Here is a 21249-nt window from a genome sequence, read left to right on the forward strand (position 1 = left end):
GCGGTCAGGTTACCTGTCTGAGAGAATTTCTTCAGAAACGCTTGTTGGCTCGGCAAGCCGTGCGATTTCATCTGCGGTCAGCTTGCGAAACTTTATCTTTCTGATCCGCCGCGGGTCTGCCTCCAATACCTCAAACTCGATACCCGCTTCATGCCGCAGCACTTCGCCGCGCAAGGGAACCCGGCCCGCCAGGCTGAATACCAGTCCGCCGAGCGTATCGACCTCATCACCGTCAATTTTCACGGTTATGCCAATTGCCTCCTCAAGCTCCTGCATTGGCAGGCGTGCATTGGCTTCCCAGACGTTGGCAGAGAGTGATTTCAGGAAACTGGCACCTTCTTCATCATGCTCATCCTGAATATCGCCGACGATTTCTTCGACAAGATCTTCAATCGTCACAAGGCCATCAGTGCCACCAAATTCATCTATCACGAGCGCCATGTGGATACGATTTGCCTGCATCCTGAGCAACAGATCGGTAATTGGCATCGACGGCGGAACATAGAGAAGTTTCCGTACCAGTTTTTCAAGTATTGGCTGAGATGTGCTCGATGCATTTGGTTTCGGATCCGCAAGGATACCTACCAAATCTCGGATATGCACAATTCCGATTGGATCATCCAGATCGCCCCTGAAAACAGGGAGGCGTGAATGGCCAGCTTCAGAAAAGACTCTCAGAAGGTCGTTGAGCAGGATATTTTCCTCCACCGAGATAATGTCGGCGCGCGGTATCATGACATCCACTACTTGCTTCGAGTCAAAAGCGATAACGCGTTCAATCATTTCCCGGCGCGAGTCCGTAACGGCATCGGTTCCGTTTCGCGTATCCGTCACTAGCCCATTTGCATGACTGCCATTGCTAAGAAGGCCTCGCAACTTGGACATGACCCCTGGCGCACGCTCAACAGTTGTCAGATTTTCCTGAATATCATCGTCAGTATTTTCAACGTCCAACTCAGTGGTGGTGCCGTTTGGCCTGGCCCCGTCAGCCATCAATTTTCTCCATTTTCACTGTAGGGATCGGTAATACCCATGCCTGACAGTATTTTCGTTTCCAGCTTTTCCATAATCTCGGCATCCTGATCCTCTTCATGATCATAACCGAATATGTGTAAAATCCCGTGCACTATCAGATGTGCTGTATGATCTTGCAAGCTGATGGCTTTGCCCTCAGCCTCTTTAATGCATGTCTCATAAGCCAGCACGATATCGCCCAGGTGATGCAAATGTGTTTCCGGCAGTCCCGGCATCCTCGGCCCGGACGGAAAGGAGAGCACATTGGTTGGCTGTCCTTTACTGCGATAGTCTCTGTTGAGGGCGCTGATTTCCGCATCGCCGGTAAACAGCACTGCAATAGTTCCCGGTGATAGGTTATGTAAATCAGATTCTGTTACGGTATCAAAACATTTCTGCACCGTCGTGCCAAGATCAGGCCAGGCCGGTTCATCCCGGACGATATCAGGCACAAGCTGTTGAGGGTTTTTTACCTCAAGCGTCACTCTTTTTATCCACTTTTGAGTGGTTCTTGGCGTGTCGGCTTTTGTCGCGGGCATCATATGCCTTCACCACTCGTGCCACCAGAGCATGGCGCACCACGTCTTCGGGCTTGAACCTGATTGTCTGGACGCCTTCTACGTTTTTCAGAAGGCTAAGAGCATCTGCCAGTCCCGACGGCTCACTGACAGGCAGGTCAGTCTGTGATGGGTCACCGGTGACCACCATACGCGAGCCCTCACCCAGTCTGGTCAGAAACATTTTCATTTGTGAGATACTGGCGTTTTGCCCTTCATCAAGAATGACGGCCGCACGGGAAAGAGTCCGCCCCCGCATAAAAGCAAGCGGTGCTATTTCGATATCACCTGAAGCAATACGCCGGTCGACAAAATCGGTATGCAGCACATCATAGAGGGAGTCATAAAGAGGGCGTAGGAAAGGATCCACTTTCTCTTTCATATCTCCCGGCAGAAAACCGATCCGCTCACCAGCCTCCAGCGCCGGCCTCGACAGGATGATACGCTCGACTTCTCCTCGCAGCAGCATGTGAGCGGCATGAACGACAGCCAGATAGGTTTTGCCAGTCCCTGCCGGACCGACCCCAAAAACGAGCTCACTATCTTGCAAGGCGTTCAGGTAAGCAGCCTGAGTAGCTGAGCGAGGACTGACAGATCGTTTTGGTAGCGAAAGCGTTACTGATTTTCCTGCTGTTAAAGAGGATGACGGCGCAGACAGTGCCGTAAGACGGATTGCCGCATCCACGTCACCTGGCGTTATGGTTCTGCCCTGCTGTAATTGAGAATACAGCCGCATCAGGACCTCACGTGCGTACCCGCATGCATCCTGCGTGCCCGTCAGAACCAGCCTGTTTCCCCGGGCATCAATGCGCACATCCAGCTGCTGTTCCAACAGCAAAAGGTTGGTATCAGTTACACCACACAGCTCCTTTACGAGCGCATTGTCGTCAAAGTCGAGCGTCTCTGTCACCTGATCTGTAGCTCCGGCTAAAGTGCCCGCCACCCGTTTCACCTTGCGCGGCATCAGGTGGAAATCCTGTCATCAAGAGCCTGTGCGGAAAGGGAGTTGCTTAAAGTATCAACAATCCTGAGGTCAACGATCTGTCCCAGCAGCCGCTCGGGCAGATCTGCATGTACAGCCTGCAGATAGGGAGAACGCCCCACAAGCTGGCCTGGATTACGCCCTTTTTTCTCAAGCAGTACCGGTAATACCTTGCCAACCTGCGCCTTGTTGAAGTCTTGCTTTTGCTGCTCCAGCAGGGCCTGCAGCCGCGCCAGCCGCTCTGTTTTCAGGGGTTCTGCAACTTGCTTGGCCATACTAGCCCCAGGCGTGCCAGGACGACGGGAATACTTGAACGAGAAGGCTGAGGCATACCCCACCGCTTCAACGATCTGCATTGTCGCCTCAAAATCGTCATCTCCTTCGCCAGGGAAGCCGACAATGAAATCACCAGAAATGGCAATGTCAGGTCGTGCTTTCCGGATTTCCTCTATCTGCCGGACATAATGGTCTGCGGTATGGCCACGGTTCATGGCTTTCAGGATTTTGTCAGACCCAGCCTGAACGGGCAGGTGGAGATATGGCATCAGTTTGGGCTCTTCGCCCAGAGCGGCCATGAGACCATGATCCATGTCCCGAGGGTGAGATGTCGTGAAGCGAATACGCTCAATACCATCAATCCTGGCCAGATGCCGAACAAGTTCACCAAGGCCCCAGCCGTCTCCGGCTGTGCCCGCTGGTGGCGCGCTGTGCCAGGCATTGACGTTCTGCCCGAGCAGGGTCACCTCACGCAGACCGTTGGCTGCCAGCATCCGCACTTCTGCAGTTATCGCATCTACCGGGCGCGATACTTCTTCGCCCCGCGTATAGGGCACAACACAGAAGGTACAGAACTTGTCGCAACCTTCCTGTATCGTTACGAAGGCGGAATAACCCTCTATTTCCCTGTCGGTTGACAATGTGTCGAATTTTTCTTCAACGGCGAAGTCTGTTTCCAGCACATCACCATTTTCCCGGCTCGCCCTGGCGATCATCTCCGGCAAGCGATGATATGTCTGTGGCCCGAACACCATGTCGACGATGGGCGCGCGCGCTGTGATCTCAGCGCCCTCGGCCTGCGCAACACAACCAGCAACAGCCACTTTCATCTCACCGCCGGATTGCTCTTTTCTTTCCTTGTTCTTCTTAATTCGCCCCAGATCTGAATAGACTTTCTCTGCTGCCTTCTCCCTGATGTGACATGTATTCAAAATCACGAGATCGGCATCTTCCGGCTCAGCCGTCTGTGTGTATCCTAATGGCTTCAGCAATCCGGCCATACGCTCTGAGTCATAGACATTCATCTGACAGCCGTATGTTTTAATGAACAGCTTCTTTGTCTGTTCACTGGCCTGGCCACTCGTTGTTTCGGTCTCACTCTTCATCTGATCAATCCAGCAAAAGCAGAACGCGCTTCTATTCGCTCGACGGGCTTTCACGCAAGCCTAATCCGGCATTTTACTATTGACAATCATTCTTAATTGGCGCATATGAGAATCATGATCATTTGCGTTTGCCGCCGTCTTAATACCAAGAAAGTGGAAACCGCCATCAAGGCAGGGGCAACAACACCTGCCTGTGTGCTCGCCCATCACGGAACGAGATTTAATTGCGGCAAATGTCGCCCTGAAATCTGTAACATGCTGAGCAAAACGTCGATCCCGGAAAGTTCTCTTACTGAAGGCCAGCAACCAGAGCCTGTCATGATGGCAGCCGAGTAGATTAGGTTTTTGCGCTAGTGCGAGGCACTTGCACGGAAAATAGTGGCCCTGCTGACTAACCATCGCTATTTCAATTTATCATAACAGAGTTTGAGGAATGCACATGAAAGGCGACGCAAAGGTTATCGAGTTTCTGAACAAGGCACTCAAGAACGAGCTGACAGCCATCAATCAGTATTTTCTGCATGCGCGTATGCTGAAGGACTGGGGAGTGTCGGAATTTGCTGAAAAGGAATACAAAGAGTCCATTGAAGAGATGGAGCACGCCGACTGGCTGATTGATCGTATTCTGTTTCTGGAAGGACTGCCCAACCTGCAGGATCTCGGAAAACTTCGCATCGGCGAAGACGTGAAAGAGATTCTGGAATGCGACCTGCAACTGGAGCATGATGCTATCCTTCTTCTGCGCGATGCGATCGAGTATTGCGAAGAACAAAGAGATTATGTGTCACGCGATCTTTTCGGCAAAATTCTGCATAATGAGGAAGAACATGTTGACTGGATCGAAACCCAGCTTGGGCTGATCGATCGCATGGGCATTGAACACTTCATTCATTTGCAGACCAAACCGAATGCCGCATCGGCTCAGGGTTGATATTTCATAATGCGAAACGGCACCTCAAAGAGGTGCCGTTCCCAAATACCTTTACCCTTAAAACCCCCAACCGGAGGGATTTGGGTATGCCTCGCCGCGTGAGGCGTATTGGAGGCCCTTCACGCATCGTACAATGTACCAGATCAACAGTACGACAAAGAGCAGCAGCCCGATCACGACCAGAGTCAGAGCAGCACATATGATTGAGTAAAGTATCAGCTTCCAGAAAACATGTATCTGGTTGTGATAATGTGTTTTCAGCCAGTCCGGCGCTTCATCCTTTGCAACATATGCCATTATCACCCCAATGATCGTGGTGATGCATGTTGCTATGCCGACGAGATAAAGAATGTAGATGATATTGGCGTTGCCGGTCACGCCTGGATTTGCAGAGACTTCAGAAGAGTCGCTCATACAAATTCCCCTTTCGGTTGCACGCCCGTAAGCATCATAGTTGATAGCGCCAACTGATTGCAAGCTAATGTGAGGCAGGCAACCGCCGCATCTTAAATTCGCAAAAGATACTCAGAATGGAGTTCTGGAACAGGTCAGGTTTTTTTCTCATCCAAAGGCACGCCGTATAATTCCAGCCGGTGGTCGACCAGCTTGAACCCATGCTCGAGTGCTATCTTTTCCTGCAGACGCTCGATCTCCTCGTTCATGAATTCGATCACCTCACCAGTGCGTAAGTTGATCAGATGATCATGGTGCTCATCCGGCACTTCCTCATATCGTGAGCGACCATCATTGAAATCATGCTTCTCCACAATGTCGTAGTCTTCGAACAGGCGCATGGTGCGATAGACAGTTGCAATGGAAATCCTGTCATCAATTTCATTCGACCGGCGATGTATTTCCTCAACGTCAGGGTGATCTTCCGCCCCCGAAACGACCCTTGCGATAACGCGGCGCTGGTCGGTCATCCGCAGACCTTTTTCGAGGCAAAGTTTTTCGATGCTGTTCATGTGCAATCTCCTGACAGGGCACCCTATAGGGGAATTCTGCCCCTGGCTCAAACCTCCATCGCTGCTTACGCCAGAGGTAATTGTTTTGCTGCATAGGCCATCTAACGTGGCGTTTATAAAAGGAGCAGAACATGTCGATCCTGCAAATTCTCGCTGCCAGCGCTGCAGTGCTGTTTATTATTTTCACAAGTGTTATTGCTGCGAGGGCAGACAAAGGGGGAGCCACGAGCTGGATGATACCAGCATGTTTATCTTTTGTCTTCTTTATGTACTCAGCACTTACTGTATTCCAAGAAGGGCCGTTAGGGTTCTGGACGGAGCATATCAGTGACATGTGGGGCAACCAGATCTGGTTTGATCTTTTGCTGGCAATCGGGGTCAGCTTTTTCCTGCTGGCACCTCGGGCCAAAGCGGTTGGGATGAGGCTTTTTCCATGGCTGATTTTTATCATCTGCACCGGCTGCATCGGCTTGCTGGCGATGCTGGCGCGCTTCCTTTACCTCAAAGAGCGGGAACAGACTTCACCATAACCAGCGCGTCAGTGCCTCCCCTATAGTAGGCTGATCTGCGACCCGACTCTATAAAACCCGCTGATTTGTAGAGACCGATGGCGGCGGCGTTATCCTCAGCCACTTCGAGAAAAAAATGACATCCAGGCTGTTCAAGGACAGCCTTCAGCAATAACTGCCCGTATCGTTGCCCGCGTAATTCTGGCAAAAGCCCTATAGTGAGGATTTCCGCCTCATCAAGCACATGAGATATTACAGCAAGCCCCACAGGCGCGCCTTGCAGTTCCGCCACCAGTATTCTGGCACCTTTTTGACGGATTTTTTCAGCAAACCACTCTCTGGTCCAGGCATCTTCCGGGAATATTTCGGTATGAAGACGAGCCAGGAATTCTGTATCTTTTAGCTTGGCGGTCCTGATCCGAAAAGTCATGCTTAGATTCCCGTATCAGGTGCATTTTGCCCTGAGTGATGCGGTTGGCAAATTTTGTGCAAACTGGTGCGCTTTGTGACCACAATTACCGCTTACAAAGCTTCAGTAATAAGAATTTTTTTAGCTGGTTTGGCATCGGCAGCACGCAGGTAAAGAGCAGATGGCGGGACTTCCGACATTGGAGCTACCTGGGCGAGATATGCTATATCTACCGGATCAGGCTGATGACCTTGCCAGCGCTCCTCTCCAGCTAGATCAGGATAGACGAGAGGCACTCCCGTGCCGGCCATGTGATGAACATCAAGTGGCCCCGGCGATGGCAACCGCTCAGCTGCTTCTTCCGTTGCAAGAATAAAAGGATCGCACTTGGCCAGATTATCATGGCTGAACACCTGCCCGTAAACCTGTCCTCGACGGGCATCGACCAGAACTGTTTTATCAGCTGTTCGCCCTTTGAGCCCGCAGGCAAGAGCCTGCAAAGTCGTGATGCCCGTCACTGGCAGGTTTCTGCCAACAGCCAGCCCGCGCGCAAATGCAAGGCCAACCCTAACTCCAGTAAATGAACCCGGACCGCGCGTCACAGCTATTTGCTTAACGTCACGAAGCGTTACACCTGCATCTGACAATACTTCAGATACGATCGGCGCAAGGCGCTCTGCATGTCCACGCTCGCGCACCTCTTTGTGGCTAGTGACTTGCTCGCCTGCCAATATGGCCACGCCACAGGACTGCAAGCATGTATCTATTGCGAGTATGGCCACTGATTTTTCATTATATTACAAGACCTTGCATACATCATCGAAAGCAAAACGGGGTGACCGCTCAAACATGTCTTCTGTGATGCCATACCCAAGATTGCAGAGGAAATTAACACGAATGTCGCCAGGCTCGTCTGAAAAGAACTCTTTGGAAACGGCTTCCTGATCAAACCCGGACATGGGGCCACAATCCAGACCCAGTGCCCTGGAAGCAATCATCAGATACGCCCCCTGCAAAGTACCATTGCGAAAAGCTGTTTCAGCGATCAGAGACGGATTGCCCTCAAACCACGCTTTGGCATCAGTATGCGGGAAGAGTTTTGGCAAATGCTCATGGAACTGAAGATCATGCCCGATAACCGCGACGCACGGCGCTGACATGGTTTTCTTGACATTCCCCTCGCCCAGATGTGGCTTGAGACGCTCTTTCGCCTCGGTAGACGTGAGAAAGAGCAACCTTGCCGGCGAACAGTTGGCCGATGTCGCCCCGAACTTCATCAGATCATAAAGCGCCTGAATGAGAGTCTTGGGTACTGACCTGTCTTCCCAGGCATTGAACGTGCGCGCCTCACGAAAGAGCTGGTCCAGCGCGTGATCATTCAGCGGCTTGTTGTCAGTTTTTTTTTCGACCATGTATCTTAATCTTTCCTGTCGTAGCGGAAGCCGATTTCCAGCGTAACCTGATAGTAAGCGACCTTGCTGTCTTCGATGTAGCCCCGAGTCTCCTTGACTTCAAACCAGTCCAGGTTTTTCAAAGTCTGACTTGCTGTGGCGATAGCGTTCTCGATGGCATCTTCGATCGATTTTTTAGATGTGCCGACAAGTTTCGTAACGGAATAGACATTATCTGACATGCTTCATACTCTCCTAGGTTATCGTAACTGAATGACGCGCGGATCCATCTGCAGTTCCCGGCGCTTACATCACGGCTTCGACAGACGTGACTTCCGGCACATAATGCTTGAGCAGATTTTCAATACCGGACTTCAAGGTCAGGGTTGAAGACGGACAACCGGCACAGGCACCGCGCATCGTCAGAAACACAATCCCGTCTCCTGGTACAAATTTGTGGAAAATAATGTCCCCGCCATCCTGTGCAACAGCAGGGCGCACCCGTGTGTCCAGCAAATCAATGATCTGCTCGACAATCTCACGGTCTTCACCCTCATAGTCCTCAAGCGCTCCAGCTGTGAGATCTTCCGGGCTAGCACCTTCTGCCAGAACAGGCAGTCCTGCTGTGAGATAATCTGCGATGGCACCAAGAAGCGCGGGCTTGATATGATGCCACTCTGTGGTTTCGTCTTTTGTTACGGTTACGAAATCAGCACCAAGAAATATACCGGTTACCCCGTCCACATCAAACAGGGCCTGTGCCAATGGAGAGCCTGTTGAACTTTCAATCGTCGGGAAATCCATGCCCATTTTGCCAGCACCGAGAACGGCCTGGCCGGGGATAAATTTCATGGATTGTGGGTTGGGTGTATCTTCCGTCTGAATGAACATGGGTAATCTCTCATCACGTTTTGCAAGATATGGCGGGCCAGCGCAGCAAATACAACCATGCCCCTTGCGAGCCCAGTGACAATCAGCTTCAAAGGCATTGAAGCCGGATAAGAGAGAGACCCTGACAATGGCCATTTCCTCAGACAACAATACAAAGGTTTCTGACGAAGAAGCATTATCGTTTCACGCGCGCGGCAAGCCCGGCAAGCTGGAGGTGACGCCCACAAAGCCAATGGCGACACAGCGAGACCTCTCTCTGGCCTATTCCCCAGGGGTCGCCGCACCGGTCAAAGCCATCGCAGAAGACCCTGATCTCGCATATGACTATACGTCCAAAGGTAACATGGTCGCCGTCATCTCCAATGGCACGGCCATTCTCGGCCTTGGGGATCTTGGCGCCCTCGCCTCCAAGCCAGTCATGGAAGGTAAATCTGTCCTGTTCAAACGCTTCGCGGATATCGATTCTATCGATCTCGAAGTAGACACCAGTGATCCTGAAGCCTTTATCAACTGTGTCAAATATCTGGGGCCAGCATTTGGCGGGATCAACCTCGAAGACATCAAGGCACCGGACAGTTTCGTCATTGAGCAGACTCTCAAGGACATCATGGATATTCCAGTTTTCCATGACGACCAGCACGGCACAGCAATCATCTCCGCGGCCGGGTTGCTCAACGCGTTGGAAATAACCGGCAAGAGCATGAAGGACATTCGCGTTGCCGTTTCGGGCGCCGGCTCGGCTGCCCTTTCTGTCATCAGTCTGATTAAAGCCATGGGCCTGCCACATGAAAATGCCCTGATCTGCGACCGCAAAGGCGTTTTGTATCAAGGGCGCGAAGACGGGATGGACCAATGGCGCTCAGCCCACGCTGTTGAGACTGACAAGCGCACGCTGGCCGAAGCCATTGATGGTGCGGATGTGGTTCTTGGCCTTTCTGCCGCCGGCGCTATTACACCTGAGATGATAAAATCCATGGCCAAAGACCCGATCATCTTTGCCATGGCCAACCCGATCCCAGAAATTCTGCCTGAAGAAGTACACGAAACTCGCAGCGATGCCATCATGGCAACTGGGCGCTCAGATTATCCAAATCAGGTCAACAACGTGCTTGGCTTCCCATATATTTTCCGTGGTGCACTGGATGTGCGGGCACGGACGATCAATGACGAAATGAAAGTTGCCTGTGCCCAGGCATTGGCCGCACTGGCACGCGAAGACGTGCCCGATGAAGTTGCTGCTGCCTATGGCAAGCGCCTGCAGTTCGGCCGTGATTATATCATCCCGACGCCGTTTGATCCGCGCCTTGTCAGCCGCATTCCACCAGCTGTTGCCAAAGCAGCAATGGATACGGGTGTTGCCCGTAAACCCATCGAAGATATGCCTGCCTATGAGGCAAAACTCGAAACGCGACTTGATCCGTCTGCGTCCTTCCTCCAGAAAATCTACTCGACTGTCCGCAGTAATGACAAGAAGCGCATCGTCTTTGTCGAAGGTGAAGACGAAACAGTCATTCGCTCCGCCTATGCTTTCCAGCAGCAGAATCTGGGGCAGGCGATTCTGATTGGACGGGACGATCAGGTTCAGCGCTCCATGCAGCGTCTGGGCCTGCCGCAAAGCCACAATATGGAAATCTGGAATGCGCGCGCCTCTGCCAACACACCGAAGTACACAGATTATGTCTATGAACGCCTGCAACGACAGGGTTATCTCTATCGGGACTGCCAGCGTCTCGTAAACAATGACAGAAACGTCTTCAGTGCCTGTATGCTCGCAATGAATCATGCAGATGGCATGGTCACCGGTGTTACGCGACACTACAATGTTGTAATGGACAATGTACGGCTGGTGCTCGACCCTCGCCCGGGAGAACGTGTTATCGGCCTTTCCGCCGTCTTGGCCAAAGGCCGTGCCATTTTCATGGCGGATACCACATCAACGCAGGTGTCAGATTCACAACGCCTGGCAGATATAGCTGTGCAGGCGGCCCACGCGGTGCGCAGCCTTGGGTTCACACCAAAAGTTGCTTTCCTGTCATACTCCAATTTCGGCAATCCGCGCTCGGAGCATTCTGAACGTGTAGCCGAAGCCGTTCGCATACTTGACCGGCGCGGCGATTGCGATTTTGAATATGAAGGCGAGATGACACCTCGCATGGCCCTGAACGAAGAGAACCGGCGTATCTATCCGTTCTCCCGCCTAACCGGCTCTGCCAATGTTCTGATCGCACCCGGCATCCACTCCGGGGCTGTAGCCACCAAACTGATGTCGGAGATCGGCGGGGCCGTTGTTATTGGCCCTGTACTGATTGGATTGGAAAAACCTGTCCAGATTGTTCAGACAGCTTCAAAAGCCGGGGATGTTGTTACCCTTGCAGCCCTTGCCGCCTATGAACTGGATCAGGAACATAGAGACTGGGCGAAAAACCGCTAAAGCAGGATCCAGAATTTTCTGCCTGTAAAACACGGTGTTAAAAATCACGCCCGGCCTGAATTGGTTAGCGATGTGCTTTGCTGGCTATCGGAAACAATACGGCGCGATTGTCGGCATCGACCCGCCGCTTGTAATATTCGAAACCTTCCTGCGGTGATTTGACATAGTCCTCATACAGGAGAAGCGCATGGCGCAGCACTTCAGAATATGTGGCGGCTGAGGTTATTTCTTTAACTTCTTCGAGCCGCTCAATTGAGTCAGCGCCGAACAGAAAACTCATACGCTTCTGACGATAAGCCGGTTTTTTTTCTGCATCTTCGTGAGGGTTGTCATGGCCTGTTGCAGCCATCTTGGTCTTGCCGGGGGCGGGTTGAGCAGTTGGCCAGTCAGCGGAAGGCGCGACCTCGGCGTGCTCTTTATCACTTGAAAACACAATGATCTCCTGTCGGAACTCAAAAAAGACTGGCACGCCGTAGCCGCGCCGTGCGCGTCGAGGCTGTGCCTAGTGGAAGTGTGACTTTATGTTTTTGATTCTTTTTTGTCAAGCTTGTATGTAGATAAGCGCATATCATCATACCTAGTTTTATGAAGTATGCAAAAGTAATATCATTTGACTCTTGTTTATTCACGTCGCAAATTGCCGGCGTAACCAGAAAGGAGACGGTAATGGTCAAGAATACATCCACCCCCGGAAACAGAGGACGGGATTTATGAACACAAGCTAGACAAAGGAGGGAAAAATGGACGGGTTTGAACCTGAAGAATTCCCGGTTGAGTTAGAAAAAATTCTTAGAAAAAGGCGTGAGTACAAAATAAGCGAACCAACGCGGTTTCAGAATTTTGCGCATTACGCGAAACATTTAGCGCCGCTTGTCATTGTTTTTGAGCTTATCAGAAACCTGGCAATAATCATTGAAGGGGCGCAGGCACTGTTCAGCTTTCTGTTCTAATCAAGGAGCAGGCTGACAAGGTAAGGAACTCGCAGGCGTGCGACGCGTCCTGCCAAGCCTTCCGCAAAATTTTGCAATAACAAAATCAGCAAGTTTTCGTTGGGCTAATGTGCGTCACGATAGTTTTTGCCGGAGCCCTTTACTATCCGCTCGGCCCAGGCGCGCGGCAAGATGCCGGTCAACCAGACAAGAAATTTATACTGAAGCCCTGGCACATATACAGTATGCGCTTTCTCCACAGCTTTAAGCGCACCAGTTACGGTCTCTCCGACCTGCATCATCATGAAATCAGGCATCTGGTTGAGTTGCTCTCGGGTGTCATTCACATCATGAAATTCAGTATAGGTGAACCCCGGGCAAAGTGCTGAGACATTGATGTCTGTACCATCATACTCGGCAGCCAGCGCTTGAGAGAAACTGACCAGGAAGGACTTTGACGGCCCATAAAGAGTGTGACCTGCAGCAGGTGGCACAAGGCCAGCGACAGATGCGACGTTGATGACACGCCCATAGCCACGCTCCTGCATTCCTGTCAGCAGTCTGTGACTGAGCTCAGCATAAGTACTGACCATCAGTTGGAGATATTTCTCCTGCTCTTCCCATCTGGTGCTGACATATTTCCCGGGCAGTCCAAAACCTGCATTATTGACAAGAATATCAATATCAATGCCCTGCCCCTGAAGAAACGCCACAATCTTTTCCGGCGCGTCACCTTCTGAGAGATCTGCCGCCAGTGGTACTGTCCGGGTGCCGTGACTTTGCAACAGGGCGCTCAACTCCTTCAACCGGTCTTCCCGTCTGGCCACCATGACAACATTCGCGCCGCTTTCCGCCAGCTGGCGCACGAATTCCTGACCGATACCAGCCGATGCGCCTGTGACGAGCGCCCATTTGCCCCGATAATCCATGTCTGATCTCCTCTTTGCCCAAAGGGCTATTCTATCTGGCAACCGGCGTCCAGAGCGACTTGCCACTCAGCACACGCTCCCGGTGCTGCTCAAACTGCTTTGCCGTCAGGACTGGTGCGAAATCGCCGACTTCAGTTGGTATGTTATCTTTCCTGTTCAAGGCCAGAAGATACTTTGTACGCCCGCAAGTACCAATCATCAGCGCTGCCAGTAACATGAACAACTCAATATTCGTCGTGATTGAAAGGATGGAACGGGTCACAGCAAAGGAAATCGCCATACCGGCGACCGCGATATAAAGACCTGCATATGGATCATCCCCAAGGTCTGTTCCCCATCGCCAGCCATACCATGCCAACATGGCAAAGCTGCCAAAAAACAGGATTGGGCCCGGAAAACCAAGTTCCAGGGCGAGATTGAGATAATAGTTATCGATGGTCAGTCGGCCGCCGTAGAACCCGAGAACCCGCGCTGCCCGTCCGTTGCCATAGCCATACAAAGGGCGCTTGATGATTTTCGGCCAAGCTGTTTCCATTTGCGCAATACGCGCCTGCGATGACGCCGAGGCGGTTGTGCCATCATCGCCGACAACCACTTTGTACCCCGCGCCAATAACAATAGGTGATGCCAGTATCGCCAAGGCTATCGCCATGCCCGCAAGTGGCCGGAACGGCAGACTTTCAGGCTTGCGCAGCCATGTTGTCAGCATCAGGAAGGCCGTCACGCTGAATGCCATCATGCCACCGATCAATGCGCCGCGAGAGTTTGACATCAAGACAGCGCTGACCAGTATGATCAGGACACCTCCGTAGAAAAGCCGCCTGCCAAAATTCCCACCGCGATAAATCTTGTACATGGCGAACGGGATGATCATCGCCAGATGCTCCCCCAGCGAAAGAGGATGTGTATGGGTTGCCTGCGAGCGGAAAACACCATCGCGCACTTTATCCTGCAAAACCTGACGCAGCCATTCCACATCGCCCATCAAGGGCGCGATAACTTCTGCAAAATGTGTCTGCGTGACAAACTCCACCAGTGCGATGAGCGCGACAACCGTACTGGAGAAAATGATCAGACTGAGCGCGCGGTCAAAAACTTGCCGACGCTGCACATATGTCATCACAGCCAGAAACGGCAGTAGCCAGATCATGGACTGCCGAATGAATTCCTTGGCGGCAATGCCCTTGCCCATTGCCAGAGGCACAGTCAGAAACTTGTGTGCGAAAAGCAGCGCAATAACCAGAAACAGGGGCCACACACGGCGCATGGCAGAAACGAATTGCACGCGCCTGCGTGGCACACAGGCCATCTCATACAGCCAGATGGCAATTATCGAGTAGAAAAGAACTCGCGTCGGAGTGATGATTGGCAGCGGCCCCAGTTTGACATGGAGGTACACTGGCCAAAGTGGCATCAACAGCGCGCCGAGATACACAAGGCGCCGCGTAAAACGCAACGGTACGGGCTTCATGTCTGAAGCCGCCAGCATAAGTAACGGCAGAACGGGTGCTATTGCGAGCAGCAAAAATGCCGGAAAAATAATGCTGATCGCTGTTGCAAGAAAAATATAGGTGCTGAGAATCCCGCAAAATACCAGCGGAACCAGATAGCCCCGAACGGCACCGGGCCCCTGGACGATACCGGGGCGATCTGGTTGCGGCCAGACACTCATGACCAGAAAAAAGCAGATAGAGAATGAGATTTGGTTAACCGTGATTAAGTACGGTAGTCACAGCCCGGATCACCTACGAGCGTGGAGAAACCCATGAGTGGTATAGCCTTTCTGATAATGCTGGCGAGCTTCACCTTCCTTGCCTATTGGTATATCCGCAACCTTGAGCGCGGCGATGAAGGCACATTCGGCCTTCTCGGCCTGAATATCGGCGACCCGATTGAAGCTGATACTGACGAGAAAACAGAAGCCGAAACAGTTGAGGGCAAAGTGAAACTGGATCGCCCGGAGGAAGAAGACCCGGTTTATCTGGAGCGCGAGGGCAAGGCATATACGCGGGATGCAAAATCTTATCTGAAGCTGGATTAACGAAACACCCATTGGCGTTCTGCCGTTTTTGCTGGATAGTATCTCAGCATCAACGAGTACGATTTATGATAACGCGTCTATTCATCTTGCTGGCCCTTTTTACTGTCAGTGCGGGTTGCAACCGTGCCGAAGCAGATGTGCCTGTTTACGGCTTCAAAATCGTCAACACATATCCGCATGATCAGGCAGCTTTTACCCAGGGTCTGCTGTTTCTGGATGGTTACCTTTATGAGAGCACCGGCCTGCGGGGAGAATCCTCTGTCCGAAAGGTCGATCTGACAACTGGCGATGTCCTGCAAATCGAAGGCTTGCCGGACCGCTTCTTCGGCGAAGGCATTGTCGCATGGCAGGATCAACTTATTGGCCTTACCTGGCAAAGCCGGATGGGATTTGTTTTTGGTATTGAGAATTTTGAGGTCAGGGATACGTTCGCCTATTCAGGAGAAGGCTGGGGGCTGACAAGAAATGAAGACACGCTGTTCATGAGCGACGGCACCGCAGAACTGCGATTGCTGGACCCAGAAACCCTGAAAGAAAAAAATCGGATAACCGTCACCTATAATGACAAACCGCTACGTGCACTGAACGAGTTGGAATGGGTCAATGGAGAGATTTTGGCAAACATCTACACCACAGACCTCATTGCAATAATTAACCCGGAAAGCGGTGTCGTAACGGGTGTCATCAATCTAACCGGCCTGTTGCCTGAAGAAGATTACACGCCGGGGTACACAGATGTCTTAAATGGTATCGCTTATGATGCCGAAAATGACCGGCTGTTTGTGACCGGCAAACGCTGGCCAAAATTGTTTGAGGTCAGACTGATTGAGCAGCAAAGTCCTAGTCAGGCAAGCCAGTAACAACCGCATCTGGTGGCGGTGGGTCTTTTTTGTTTGCCTTCTCCAGCTCCGCAGGAGCGGCCCCCTTATCCCTTACCTCTTCCTGGTCCGACTTGCTTTCGGGTTCTTCGGCCGGAATTTCTTCAGTCTCGTCCCTCTCCACGGCCTGGGCATCCGCTTCATCGACCTCATTGTTTTCTGAGACTTCGGGTTCAGGTGGAGGGGCCGTTAGAAGTTTTATTTCATCTGCACCAAGAGCGCCGGAAACTTCCTCAAGCGGCGGCGGTGCAAGCCTGTTATGCTCACCATACTCAACCACCAATCGACGCCAGCCTTCCGTTGTAAAGTGAAACTCACCGTCCACTCCAGGCACAGGCTCAAGAGGCGCGGAGGCAGCCTTGGCAAACCACGGCCTGGCCTGAACTTCACCATACAGGCCACGCATGGCTTCTGCCATGGCGTTGAATGTACGTGCATTTGGGGTCCGCTGTAAAAGAGGCTCCAGCATGTCCTTTGCTGTCTCCCACTCTTCGCGCAAGATATATTGCTGTGCTGTCAGCAAGCGACTTTCGTCTCTGTCTGGCGCTTTTTCAGCTAGCCGGATCAGTCGATCCGTTCTCTTTTTCAGATCTTCATCATTATAAAGAGTTTCATATGCCTTTACCAAAGCAGGATGCGGCGCGATTGACCAGGCTTCTTCAATAATTCGCGCAGCACGACTCGTGTTGCCTTTCTCGCCTTCAAGATTAGCGGCAAGCACGGCAGCTGGCGCGAAGCCCGGTGCCTGCTTCAAAGCGACCTTTAGGTCTTTCAACGCCTCTTCGCTGTTTCCACTATTATGGGATGTATAGGCTCTGGCGGTCAGCAGAGCAGCTTCCTTGCGGCGAACATGCTCGCCTTCAGCCAGACCATTACGCGCCGCGAGCTTCAAGGCGTTCTGTGCTTCGCCCCAGCCGCCACGATCAATGCTAAGCTGATAGACCGATTCAAAAGCCCAACGGGCATTCGGGCGCAATTTGAAGGCACGGTCAGCATAGCCTTTCGCACTCTTGTTATCGCCCGAAGACAATGCTTGTAAATAGAGACCGCGCAAGCCCAGAAACTCCGTCTCCGGCGCATCCAGCATTGCGGCAAAACTCTCTTCTGCGGTTTCATCATCACCGGCAAGCTGGGCCGCCTGAGCTGTCAGCAGTCTTGTCAGTGCAGGCTCGTCCAGTTGCTTCTGCGCGTTACGCGCATGACGTTGTGCATCTTCCGGATCGCCCGCAGCAACAGCCTCGAGGCCACGTGTTAACGCGAGCATACCTCGTTGACGCTTGCCCTCAAGGCGGCGGGCCGCAAGTTTACCCGGCAGCCGCATGAGGTAACTGATCAGCCAGACCAGTCCGCCAAAGGCGAGGAAAGACATCAGTACAAGAATGAGCAGTACGCCGACTTCAACATAGACGTTATAGCCGCGAACATCCGCCTCCAATGCGCCGTCTATGCTCAGCAACATGGTGATAAGAGCTGCAAGCCCCGTAATCACCAGTAGATAAATAAGAAGACGTATCATGGGGCCTCTGAACTTTGCGACGTTCTGGCTTTCAGGGAATTTCCCTAGAGCGTTTCGAGCACACGGTTGCTGACTTCATCCAGAAGCTGGTCTGCAGAAACCAGAGAACGGGCTTCTTCCATCCAGCCCGCCATGACCTCAGCAGCTTCCCCTTCCAGGGCGTCAAGCTGTCTCAAAGCGCCAGATATGTCACCATCATCAAGGCTGACTTCCGCCCGCGAGATGATCGCAGATGGAGAATCGCCAGAAACGAGCCCGGTTTTCCTGACGGAAAAAAGGCCAGAGAAACGAGCGCCGAGTTCGCCCCAAAAACCATTCTCAGAGGCGCGGTTTGCTGCAGCGAGCGCCTTGCGCGCATCATCAGCATAACGCAGTCTCAGGCTGGTAACAGTTGGCAAGCCTTCTTCAGCATACGGTTCCAGATCGCGCAGGCCCGAGGTATTGGGCGCAAGTTGCTCGAGCACATTCAGCTGTTCAGCAAATGGTCGGCCTGCACCAATCTGGCGCTGAAGGTTCGTTACAGCTATTGAGAGGGCCGCCTGCTTTGTTGCTGTGGCCACATCTCTCGTTTGCAGCGTATCGAGGCGTGCTTCCAGCTGCTCTGCCCGTCTCTGTTGTTCGGCGAGCGCCTGGTCCATTTCCCGGCGCAACCGATCAATTTCACTACTCTGCTCTGTGATCCGTTTTTGATCCGCTGCCATGGCAGCCTGTGTTTCCGCCAGCACATCTTCCCGAATTGACTCCAGCTTGTCTTCAAGCTGAGCTTCAGAAACGACACCCTGCGCATCCTGTGCTTGCGCTCTGACAGTCTCAATCACGGCATTGTCGATCTTGCTGTCGGCAGCGGCCTGCGTCGCAGCATCTGCGACAGGCGCAGGCGTGGAGGTCGTCTCTCCATTCTGCTTACTCGGCTCGGTCCGGTTTTCAATCGTTGCCCCTTCAGATTGTGTCGTTGTTATATCTTCAGTTGGTGTGGCAATGTCTTGATCCTGCTCACTACCGTCAGAACGCCCCGAACGCGCTTCCCGGCGCGCACGATTTCGTTCAATCGCGGCCTGACGGGCAGCATCTGCCTCAACACTGTCTTGAGGGTTCAGAGACTGCACTTCCTCACGAACTTCCGTGACGATTTCTTCCGCTGTCTCCGCTACTTCCTCAGCAGCACCACTGACAACCGATGCGACTGAGTCAACGGCTTCCCCAGTCTGATCGATAATTTCTGCAGTTTTATTTTCTACGATTTCAGCAGCTTGCGTGGCTGTGGTGACTGTCGCTTTGCTCATTTCTTCTGCCGCTTCTGAGACCGTCTCTGCGGCATCTGCCAGAGCATTACCAGCCACCGCTGGGTTATCAGCCTCAGGCTCACTATTTTCAGCTGCAACTGGTGTACCTGCCAGTAAATCCTGCTCTTCAACCATTGCCGTTTGCGGGGTCAGTTCCTCCTCGCCCCCTTGCATCAGGAAAAACACAATCAGAGCCAGCGCCATAACCCCCAGCAGGATGACCCCTGTCGTAACGAAGCTTTGCGGAGATTTCTCCTCCTCATCACCGGCATTTTCATGAGTGTCCGATAGGGCTTCATCTTCAACGACCGTTTCGCCTTCAAGACGAGTTACTTCCTCGCCGGAGTCTGTATCATCCGAGTCAATTATCTCAGCTTCTACCTGTTCCGGCTGATCATCAGTGTTGCCGTTATCGTCTTTCTTCGGGGTGTCGGAATTGCTCATCAAAACTCTCTTTGAGATGGTTCTAAGGTGATGGTTTGCAGTTGAGCAACTTATGTGCGGGCTGGATTCAGAATGTCAATCATGGCGTGTTGATCCGGGCTACTGGCAATCAAAATTTGCGGGGCCGCGTTATCCGGAAAAACTTTTGCCACCGCTTCACTTATGACGACCAACCTGATGTGCTGCAGTGTGTCTATCAGATCATATTTTTGCAGGAGGGACAGAAATATCTTCGCAGTCCTTGCCGAAAAGAATGTCGCCGCAAAAAGCTTCTGCCCACGCAACATGCCCTGAATGTCCTCAGCGAGACTTTCACTGGCAACGGCCTCATATAATATTGCACGCTCATAATGTCGCCCGCCACGTTCAAGCGCGCTGGAAAGGTCACCAGCGATATGTGTGCCTGCTATGTGCGTGAGCCTGGCATTTGGGTCTGTCTCTTCGATGATAACATCTGACAGGCTTTCAACCGATCCCTGTGCAATACCGGCCAGATCAAACCCTGCTGCCTTGGCCGCATCAGCCGTTGTGCTGCCAACAGCGAAAACCGGCCAGATACGTTCCTGTATGATCCTGCAAAAAGCCCTCACACCATTTGAGGATGTAAAAACAAGATGAGATGTGTCGGACAAATCCGGTATGGCTTGCGGCTGAAAGTTGATGGTGATCATCGGCGCGTGAACCGGAATCATACCATGCTGCTGCAATAGCGCAGAAAATGCTGCCGCATCCGTTTCTGGGCGGGTCACCAGAACTTTCATGCTGCCCTGACGATTTCCTGTATTGCCTGCGGGGCCTCAGCGAAAATCCTGTCGGCCAGACTGATGCCAAACTTCCGGGCCACTTCAAGCTGATCAGCCACGGTTGACCGTTCGAGTGTCAGGCTTTCGCGAAGCGTCAGTTCCTGCTGACCATCCAACGTGAGCAACTGTGCCGTGAAATTAAGCTGATGCCCTGACATAATGGCCAACCCGGCAATGGGAGTCTGACATGAGCCATCGAGACGATGGAGAAACGCCCGCTCCGCACTGCTGACGATGCTTGTATCCAAACAGGCAAGAGCTGCCTGAACCAGCGGTAATCGGTCATCGCCTTCACGCATCTGGACACAGAGAACCCCCTGACCAACAGCGGGTAGCATTTCTTCCGGCTCCAGAACGGTCCTTGTTAGGTCAACCTTATCAAGGCGCCGCAAGCCCGCCTCCGCAAGAAGCGTTGCATCAGCCTGGCCTTCCTTCAGCTTCTGTAATCGGCGGTCCACATTGCCGCGCAGGGGAACAATGCGCAAATCCGGACGGCGGTAAAGAAGCTGCGCAGCACGGCGCACAGAAGATGTACCAAATACCGAATTTTCTGGTAGATCCCATGGCTTATCTGCCATCTCGGAAATGAAAGCATCGCGCGGGTCTTCCCGCGCCGGAACTGCAGCAGTCACGAGACCTTTCGGCATTTCAGCCGGCATATCTTTCATGGAATGCACAGCAATGTCAGCCTCACCGCTCAATAATGCGTGCTCGATCTCTTTTGTAAAAAGGCCCTTGCCACCTATAGCCGCCAACGAACCAGCCAGCCGTCTGTCACCTTGCGTAACGTATGTTTTGATAGCCAAACGATCATTATAGTCTGTTTCGGATATGCTCAAATGCCGCGCTAGCTTTGATCGCATCAACACGGCCTGACGCACCGCCAGGGGAGACTTCCTTGAAGCCAGTCTGAGAGATATTTCGGCTGACATTCAGGCGGCCCGATACTTCATAAACGAAACAA

Annotated in this window: 25 protein-coding genes; 7 read left to right on the forward strand and 18 right to left on the reverse strand. The window is 52.5% G+C overall.

What is annotated here, in order from left to right:
• Window positions 1-9: 9 nt before the first annotated feature.
• Genes RAL90_RS14525 through miaB form a run of 4 tightly spaced genes read right to left on the reverse strand, consistent with a single transcriptional unit; the run spans window position 10 to window position 3935 of the window.
• Window positions 10-993, reverse strand: coding sequence for a hemolysin family protein (locus RAL90_RS14525; RefSeq protein WP_306251888.1), 984 nt, complete (start codon window positions 991-993; stop codon window positions 10-12).
• A complete protein-coding gene (gene ybeY, locus RAL90_RS14530) occupies window positions 993-1556 on the reverse strand; it encodes an rRNA maturation RNase YbeY (protein WP_306251891.1) in 564 nt (187 codons plus the stop codon). Before ybeY ends, RAL90_RS14525 begins: the two co-directional genes overlap by 1 nt.
• Complete coding sequence (locus RAL90_RS14535; protein WP_306251893.1) at window positions 1489-2535, reverse strand: PhoH family protein; 1047 nt, start codon at window positions 2533-2535, stop codon at window positions 1489-1491. The genes ybeY and RAL90_RS14535 overlap by 68 nt, the downstream gene beginning before the upstream one ends.
• A complete protein-coding gene (gene miaB, locus RAL90_RS14540) occupies window positions 2535-3935 on the reverse strand; it encodes a tRNA (N6-isopentenyl adenosine(37)-C2)-methylthiotransferase MiaB (RefSeq protein WP_306251895.1) in 1401 nt (466 codons plus the stop codon). The genes RAL90_RS14535 and miaB overlap by 1 nt, the downstream gene beginning before the upstream one ends.
• A 114-nt stretch (window positions 3936-4049) precedes the next feature.
• Between miaB and RAL90_RS14545 the strand changes: the two genes are divergently transcribed.
• Both RAL90_RS14545 and bfr read left to right on the forward strand, forming a co-directional pair.
• Window positions 4050-4271 (forward strand): bacterioferritin-associated ferredoxin, encoded by a 222-nt coding sequence (locus RAL90_RS14545; protein WP_306251897.1) that lies wholly within the window; start codon window positions 4050-4052, stop codon window positions 4269-4271.
• Between the two features lie 103 nt (window positions 4272-4374).
• Window positions 4375-4866 (forward strand): bacterioferritin, encoded by a 492-nt coding sequence (bfr, locus tag RAL90_RS14550; RefSeq protein ID WP_306251899.1) that lies wholly within the window; start codon window positions 4375-4377, stop codon window positions 4864-4866.
• A gap of 57 nt (window positions 4867-4923) precedes the next feature.
• Here bfr and RAL90_RS14555 read toward each other — a convergent pair whose 3' ends face one another.
• The gene (locus RAL90_RS14555; protein WP_306251901.1) at window positions 4924-5280 is read right to left on the reverse strand and encodes a DUF4870 domain-containing protein; all 357 of its coding nucleotides are present in this window, start codon (window positions 5278-5280) and stop codon (window positions 4924-4926) included.
• A 134-nt stretch (window positions 5281-5414) separates the two neighbouring features.
• Entirely contained in the window at window positions 5415-5831 is a 417-nt protein-coding gene (locus RAL90_RS14560; RefSeq protein ID WP_306251903.1) for a Fur family transcriptional regulator, read from the reverse strand.
• 131 nt (window positions 5832-5962) lie between these two features.
• Here RAL90_RS14560 and RAL90_RS14565 point away from each other — a divergent pair, with 131 nt between their 5' ends.
• Window positions 5963-6361 (forward strand): hypothetical protein, encoded by a 399-nt coding sequence (locus tag RAL90_RS14565; RefSeq protein ID WP_306251904.1) that lies wholly within the window; start codon window positions 5963-5965, stop codon window positions 6359-6361.
• Here the strand turns inward: RAL90_RS14565 and rimI are convergent.
• From rimI to RAL90_RS14590, 5 genes are all read right to left on the reverse strand, one after another.
• On the reverse strand, window positions 6333-6770 hold the full coding sequence (rimI, locus tag RAL90_RS14570) for a ribosomal protein S18-alanine N-acetyltransferase (protein WP_306251906.1): 438 nt from the start codon (window positions 6768-6770) through the stop codon (window positions 6333-6335). The two genes, RAL90_RS14565 and rimI, sit on opposite strands and share 29 nt — an antisense overlap.
• Window positions 6771-6862: 92 nt before the next feature.
• On the reverse strand, window positions 6863-7531 hold the full coding sequence (tsaB, locus tag RAL90_RS14575; protein WP_306251908.1) for a tRNA (adenosine(37)-N6)-threonylcarbamoyltransferase complex dimerization subunit type 1 TsaB: 669 nt from the start codon (window positions 7529-7531) through the stop codon (window positions 6863-6865).
• Window positions 7532-7546: 15 nt separating this feature from the next.
• A complete protein-coding gene (locus tag RAL90_RS14580) occupies window positions 7547-8161 on the reverse strand; it encodes a malonic semialdehyde reductase (protein ID WP_306251910.1) in 615 nt (204 codons plus the stop codon).
• A 5-nt stretch (window positions 8162-8166) separates the two neighbouring features.
• A complete protein-coding gene (locus tag RAL90_RS14585) occupies window positions 8167-8382 on the reverse strand; it encodes a dodecin (protein WP_306251912.1) in 216 nt (71 codons plus the stop codon).
• A gap of 64 nt (window positions 8383-8446) precedes the next feature.
• Complete coding sequence (locus RAL90_RS14590; protein ID WP_306251914.1) at window positions 8447-9031, reverse strand: NifU family protein; 585 nt, start codon at window positions 9029-9031, stop codon at window positions 8447-8449.
• Between the two features lie 127 nt (window positions 9032-9158).
• Here RAL90_RS14590 and RAL90_RS14595 point away from each other — a divergent pair, with 127 nt between their 5' ends.
• Window positions 9159-11462, forward strand: coding sequence for an NADP-dependent malic enzyme (locus tag RAL90_RS14595; protein WP_306251916.1), 2304 nt, complete (start codon window positions 9159-9161; stop codon window positions 11460-11462).
• A 64-nt stretch (window positions 11463-11526) separates the two neighbouring features.
• Here the strand turns inward: RAL90_RS14595 and RAL90_RS14600 are convergent, their stop codons facing one another.
• Entirely contained in the window at window positions 11527-11895 is a 369-nt protein-coding gene (locus tag RAL90_RS14600; protein ID WP_306251918.1) for a hypothetical protein, read from the reverse strand.
• A gap of 307 nt (window positions 11896-12202) precedes the next feature.
• On the opposite strand from RAL90_RS14600, the gene RAL90_RS14605 reads away from it, so the two are divergent.
• Window positions 12203-12412, forward strand: a complete 210-nt coding sequence (locus RAL90_RS14605) for a hypothetical protein (protein ID WP_306251920.1) — start codon at window positions 12203-12205, stop codon at window positions 12410-12412.
• Window positions 12413-12516: 104 nt separating this feature from the next.
• Here RAL90_RS14605 and RAL90_RS14610 read toward each other — a convergent pair whose 3' ends face one another.
• Both RAL90_RS14610 and RAL90_RS14615 read right to left on the reverse strand, forming a co-directional pair.
• Complete coding sequence (locus tag RAL90_RS14610) at window positions 12517-13320, reverse strand: SDR family oxidoreductase (RefSeq protein ID WP_306251922.1); 804 nt, start codon at window positions 13318-13320, stop codon at window positions 12517-12519.
• Between the two features lie 31 nt (window positions 13321-13351).
• Window positions 13352-14992 carry an O-antigen ligase gene (locus RAL90_RS14615; RefSeq protein WP_306251924.1) on the reverse strand — a complete coding sequence of 547 codons (1641 nt, stop codon included), beginning with the start codon at window positions 14990-14992 and terminating at the stop codon, window positions 13352-13354.
• A 93-nt stretch (window positions 14993-15085) separates the two neighbouring features.
• On the opposite strand from RAL90_RS14615, the gene RAL90_RS14620 reads away from it, so the two are divergent.
• Window positions 15086-15361, forward strand: coding sequence for a hypothetical protein (locus tag RAL90_RS14620; protein WP_306251926.1), 276 nt, complete (start codon window positions 15086-15088; stop codon window positions 15359-15361).
• 65 nt (window positions 15362-15426) lie between these two features.
• Window positions 15427-16221 (forward strand): glutaminyl-peptide cyclotransferase, encoded by a 795-nt coding sequence (locus tag RAL90_RS14625; RefSeq protein ID WP_306251928.1) that lies wholly within the window; start codon window positions 15427-15429, stop codon window positions 16219-16221.
• Here RAL90_RS14625 and RAL90_RS14630 read toward each other — a convergent pair.
• From RAL90_RS14630 to hemC, 4 genes are read right to left on the reverse strand one after another with little or no spacing between them, the layout of a single operon-like run.
• Window positions 16202-17755, reverse strand: a complete 1554-nt coding sequence (locus RAL90_RS14630) for a heme biosynthesis protein HemY (protein ID WP_306251930.1) — start codon at window positions 17753-17755, stop codon at window positions 16202-16204. The genes RAL90_RS14625 and RAL90_RS14630 overlap by 20 nt on opposite strands.
• Window positions 17756-17799: 44 nt before the next feature.
• Window positions 17800-19482, reverse strand: a complete 1683-nt coding sequence (locus tag RAL90_RS14635; RefSeq protein WP_306251932.1) for a COG4223 family protein — start codon at window positions 19480-19482, stop codon at window positions 17800-17802.
• A gap of 50 nt (window positions 19483-19532) precedes the next feature.
• Window positions 19533-20231, reverse strand: a complete 699-nt coding sequence (locus RAL90_RS14640) for a uroporphyrinogen-III synthase (RefSeq protein WP_306251934.1) — start codon at window positions 20229-20231, stop codon at window positions 19533-19535.
• 8 nt (window positions 20232-20239) lie between these two features.
• Window positions 20240-21217, reverse strand: a complete 978-nt coding sequence (hemC, locus tag RAL90_RS14645) for a hydroxymethylbilane synthase (protein ID WP_306251936.1) — start codon at window positions 21215-21217, stop codon at window positions 20240-20242.
• Between the last annotated feature and the right edge of the window lie 32 nt (window positions 21218-21249).

The sequence above is a fragment of the Parvularcula sp. IMCC14364 genome (assembly GCF_030758415.1).
Taxonomy (GTDB): domain Bacteria; phylum Pseudomonadota; class Alphaproteobacteria; order Caulobacterales; family Parvularculaceae; genus Aquisalinus.

Bases quoted from the DNA above. Each gene is read 5' to 3' on its own strand.
- RAL90_RS14525 (WP_306251888.1), bottom strand. From the start codon at position 993: ATGGCTGACGGGGCCAGGCCAAACGGCACCACCACTGAGTTGGACGTT.
- RAL90_RS14615 (WP_306251924.1), bottom strand. From the start codon at position 14,992: ATGAGTGTCTGGCCGCAACCAGATCGCCCCGGTATCGTCCAGGGGCCC.
- RAL90_RS14620 (WP_306251926.1), top strand. From the start codon at position 15,086: ATGAGTGGTATAGCCTTTCTGATAATGCTGGCGAGCTTCACCTTCCTT.
- RAL90_RS14635 (WP_306251932.1), bottom strand. From the start codon at position 19,482: ATGAGCAATTCCGACACCCCGAAGAAAGACGATAACGGCAACACTGAT.
- bfr (WP_306251899.1), top strand. From the start codon at position 4,375: ATGAAAGGCGACGCAAAGGTTATCGAGTTTCTGAACAAGGCACTCAAG.
- RAL90_RS14585 (WP_306251912.1), bottom strand. From the start codon at position 8,382: ATGTCAGATAATGTCTATTCCGTTACGAAACTTGTCGGCACATCTAAA.
- RAL90_RS14565 (WP_306251904.1), top strand. From the start codon at position 5,963: ATGTCGATCCTGCAAATTCTCGCTGCCAGCGCTGCAGTGCTGTTTATT.
- ybeY (WP_306251891.1), bottom strand. From the start codon at position 1,556: ATGATGCCCGCGACAAAAGCCGACACGCCAAGAACCACTCAAAAGTGG.
- RAL90_RS14610 (WP_306251922.1), bottom strand. From the start codon at position 13,320: ATGGATTATCGGGGCAAATGGGCGCTCGTCACAGGCGCATCGGCTGGT.
- RAL90_RS14555 (WP_306251901.1), bottom strand. From the start codon at position 5,280: ATGAGCGACTCTTCTGAAGTCTCTGCAAATCCAGGCGTGACCGGCAAC.
- RAL90_RS14580 (WP_306251910.1), bottom strand. From the start codon at position 8,161: ATGGTCGAAAAAAAAACTGACAACAAGCCGCTGAATGATCACGCGCTG.
- RAL90_RS14535 (WP_306251893.1), bottom strand. From the start codon at position 2,535: ATGCCGCGCAAGGTGAAACGGGTGGCGGGCACTTTAGCCGGAGCTACA.
- miaB (WP_306251895.1), bottom strand. From the start codon at position 3,935: ATGAAGAGTGAGACCGAAACAACGAGTGGCCAGGCCAGTGAACAGACA.
- RAL90_RS14595 (WP_306251916.1), top strand. From the start codon at position 9,159: ATGGCCATTTCCTCAGACAACAATACAAAGGTTTCTGACGAAGAAGCA.
- RAL90_RS14560 (WP_306251903.1), bottom strand. From the start codon at position 5,831: ATGAACAGCATCGAAAAACTTTGCCTCGAAAAAGGTCTGCGGATGACC.
- RAL90_RS14590 (WP_306251914.1), bottom strand. From the start codon at position 9,031: ATGTTCATTCAGACGGAAGATACACCCAACCCACAATCCATGAAATTT.
- RAL90_RS14630 (WP_306251930.1), bottom strand. From the start codon at position 17,755: ATGATACGTCTTCTTATTTATCTACTGGTGATTACGGGGCTTGCAGCT.
- RAL90_RS14545 (WP_306251897.1), top strand. From the start codon at position 4,050: ATGATCATTTGCGTTTGCCGCCGTCTTAATACCAAGAAAGTGGAAACC.
- RAL90_RS14625 (WP_306251928.1), top strand. From the start codon at position 15,427: ATGATAACGCGTCTATTCATCTTGCTGGCCCTTTTTACTGTCAGTGCG.
- RAL90_RS14605 (WP_306251920.1), top strand. From the start codon at position 12,203: ATGGACGGGTTTGAACCTGAAGAATTCCCGGTTGAGTTAGAAAAAATT.
- rimI (WP_306251906.1), bottom strand. From the start codon at position 6,770: ATGACTTTTCGGATCAGGACCGCCAAGCTAAAAGATACAGAATTCCTG.
- hemC (WP_306251936.1), bottom strand. From the start codon at position 21,217: ATGTCAGCCGAAATATCTCTCAGACTGGCTTCAAGGAAGTCTCCCCTG.